This window comes from Rhodopseudomonas sp. B29 (genome assembly GCF_000333455.1).
Classification (GTDB): Bacteria; Pseudomonadota; Alphaproteobacteria; order Rhizobiales; family Xanthobacteraceae; genus Rhodopseudomonas.
Window position 1 is genome coordinate 1 of record NZ_BADD01000465.1, and the last position, 2,741, is coordinate 2,741.

Sequence of the window (2,741 nt, forward strand, 5' to 3'; positions counted from 1 at the left end):
CGCTCTTTTGGCCGCGCATCTGCGGAGCGCCTGTCGCCGGGAACAGCAACTCGGCTCCAAGATCACAGACGGCAGCGCGGTAACCGAAGGACTTGAAAGCAGAGCCGGCATCGTTTGCGACACACTCAGGGGTGCCACATTGGTCCCACGGGGTGATGCACGCTGCCGCAGAAGCGTAGGCCGACTTGTCGCTGACCGCCATCTCTAGCGTCGCGATTGCGCTCGCTTCGGAAGGGTTCTCGACAATGAGCGCTGCCAAACAGCACCTAGTTGCCGCGTCGATGGCCGTCGACATCCAAAGGCGTCGACGCTCAACGTTTGCTTGCTGTTCAGGCGTCAATTTGTCCCACAGCTTGGCGTCGGTCAGCAACGTTTGGAGCGGAATCCGGTTCTCGTCGATCTCGATCCTCTCGAGCGGTCTCGTGGCCTTAAGGCCGGTTTGCACGATGAAGTACTTCTTGCGTGCGGCCTCCGGCGATTCGCGTCCAGCAAAGACGTGAAACGGATCAAGGTTGCCAATCACGCGTTCAAAGGCGGCGCGGCTCGGGAGCTTCAGCAGTGGTTCACCGAGATTCTTTCGTTCCTTGTTCAGCTCCACAAACTTTCTGACAAGGTCAGACAGCAACGACTTCTTGCTCGGCTTCAGGCGGCTGGCGTAAAATACGGCGTGTTCCTGCATCAATTCGCGTTCCTCTTTTCCAAAGCGGGGCAGTCGGTTACCGGAGCGACCGTAGTTGTGAGCCAGCGCGATGGCATCCCAAGCGCATGCTGCGTATGCGTTGAGCCAGCGCCGAAGGGTCCGAGGGCTAGGCGGCCGCTTCACGGTCAAGTCTTCGCTTCCACACCGACCGTCGCTCAGTTGGGAGCTGATCAGTTCCGTCGAAATGGTATCGATCGCGTTCTTCATCGAATCGTCAGAACGCGTAGCAAGTCCATCGACCTCCATCTGCAGGAAGCGATCGCAAAACGTCTTGCGAAAGAGTACCTTCTTAAGCTGATCAGACGGGAGATCACTCAGGATGGTCTCCGGCCTGGCAGTGCGGAGTTTTGCTTTGCTCGAGCTGAAGAAGCCGCGGCAGTGGACCCAGTCACCCGCCGTTCTCAGTTCGTCGATCTGTTCGTGAGTAAAGGACTCGCGGATTGCGGGATCGTCGACCCGACGAAAGACATGACCGAAATCATCAGCGGACGTCGGTACGTATTCCACGCCCTTGATCGTGATCTTGTCGGTGGGATCGAATCTGAAGCGGGGCACAGCGGGGAACGAGAGCGTGGCGGCCTGTTGTACGATTAGAGTGTTCATGTTCACATCTTCGAAGATTGGTTGGGTTTAACGAGACTGCTGTACGTGATCAGGCCTTGGCCGACGTGATCCAGAATGCGGTCGTCGATCAGGCAGACCACGGCGTAGAAGCCGTTGCCGTTGTTCATGGATGCGGCGAGCAACGTTTGGATCGTGACTGCGCCGCGCAAGGTCGCTGCGACCTTTGCGATGATCGCGATGTCTTCTTCGCACCGCGTCCTTCGAGCACGATGGATCAGCCGGGCATTTTCAGCGCGAACTCGGGTGATGTGATCCCCGGTCCGGATTTCGTAGTGGTCAGCGAAATCTTTCGGGGCCTGCTCTCTGATCAGTTCAACCGTTTCTTCAATGCCACTCGACTTGACGCGCGTCGCGGGCTTAACGAAGAACGCCGTCTTGGTGCCGTCCTTGAGGGTAGCGACCAAGTCGATCGTGTGCTTCCGCTTCATGCCATTGTCGTCGTAGTCGATCGGAACCTGGTCCTGAACATCAGCCACGTCCGAATGAGCTAGAAGGATGTACGCAAGGTCGCGCTCCAGCGAACTTTCGTAAGTGATTTCGCGATTTAGCAACGGATTCACGAGAGCACCGCTTGTTGATCTCGAGGAAGGAGAGGGGGGCGTCGACTTGCGCGGGAAGCAGACGGTGGGCGCCAAGCGGTGCCGACATCGGCTCGAAGTGCTAGTGCCGTCCTATCCGTGAGCTCCCGTTGGCGCTGTCCACCGCGGCCACGGAGGTGGACGGAACGAGAGTGCGATCTTCAGTCGGGGACAGGGGGGCGAGAGGGTAGTGAAGACGAGAGGTCTTTGCTCTGGTCATAGGACGAGCTCCATCGATGGGCGCCTATGTGCGCCCATTTGAACGGTGAGATGTTGGAGGTTGAGAGACCCGGGAGGACGGTGCGCGATGTCCGGCTGGCACGCGAAACACGTCGTCCGACCGTGCTGAGACTTTGCCGGATGTCGACTAGTTCAGCGGATTATTTGGCTCTGGAGGGAAGCGAAAGGCACAGCGATTCTCCTAGTCGGAAGCGCTGGCGTCCGACGTCTAGCCCAGTCGAGGAGATCATTGGGCTCCATTCAACCGAATGCGATGCGCCGGAGCGCAGGGTAATCAGCCGAATATGGAGGAGAAAGCGATGAAAGGAGTGCTGGGGCAGGAGGCTTGTGCAAAAATCGACATAATTCGCCTCCTCTGGCTCCGATGGATCCACTGATCCAGATGCACTCTATGCTCGCCTCGGCGAACACGGCCAAACAAGTCGTTGCTTGGTGTGCGGTTAAGTACCCGAGGGAACCCGACTTGAAAAGATCTTCCCGAAATCGGTCATTTGCAATGGTTAACGGTCATTCGCAAATATGCGTTCAACTTGTCTGATGCGCCCGTTCTCATGAAAGGGCGAATGAAGTGGTTAGTGGGTGAAATGCAAAAAATGGGG

Annotated in this window: 1 protein-coding gene and 1 pseudogene; both read right to left on the reverse strand. The window is 57.5% G+C overall.

Going from position 1 to position 2,741, the window contains the following annotated elements; translation table 11 throughout:
- Positions 1–1,303: pseudogene (locus I5M_RS16550) on the reverse strand (integrase); the annotation flags it as partial.
- A 2-nt stretch (positions 1,304–1,305) separates the two neighbouring features.
- Positions 1,306–1,884, reverse strand: a complete 579-nt coding sequence (locus I5M_RS16555) for a hypothetical protein (protein ID WP_148287890.1) — start codon at positions 1,882–1,884, stop codon at positions 1,306–1,308.
- Positions 1,885–2,741 lie beyond the last annotated feature (857 nt).